Genomic DNA, 454 nt, shown 5'->3' with positions numbered 1-454 from the left:
ATAATGCTGCGGGTTTCCATGCGGACTTCGGCAATGGTGACGTCAATAACGTCAGTCACTTTGTAAGCCGTTTCACCTTTAATTTGTACAGTGCCGTTTTCCTGGCTGCAAACCAGTTCATCGCGCACAGCGTGTAAGAAAGGTGCTGGAATAAAGGCGATAGCGCCGTTATCAACCAAACGAACACGCATGCCGCCACGGCTGATATCGACAATTTCCGCCGCGAAACGGGTGTCGGTCCCGGCTTTGTCTTTCAGGAAGCGTGCGTATAACCAGTCGCCAACATCACGTTCTGCCATCCGGTTGAGACGGCGACGCTCGGCCATTTGGACAGTGATTTCATCCTGTGGACGCGTCGCAGTTTCGCCTTTGATAACCGCTTTCAGCAGACGGTGGTTGATCATGTCGCCATATTTACGGATCGGCGAAGTCCAGGTGGCGTATGCTTCCAGAC

General features: G+C 52.9%; 1 protein-coding gene. It reads right to left on the bottom strand.

All coding sequences use genetic code 11. The features are described from left to right. Positions 1-454: S1 RNA-binding domain-containing protein (locus KJQ97_RS09445; RefSeq protein ID WP_214120698.1), on the bottom strand; the 454-nt coding region annotated here is incomplete at both ends.

Origin of the sequence: Campylobacter sp. 2018MI01, assembly GCF_018501205.1 — a bacterium.
Taxonomy (GTDB): Bacteria; Campylobacterota; Campylobacteria; order Campylobacterales; family Campylobacteraceae; genus Campylobacter_E.
The sequence above is the reverse complement of the archived record's forward strand: the minus strand, read 5'-3'. Positions and strand labels throughout refer to the sequence as shown.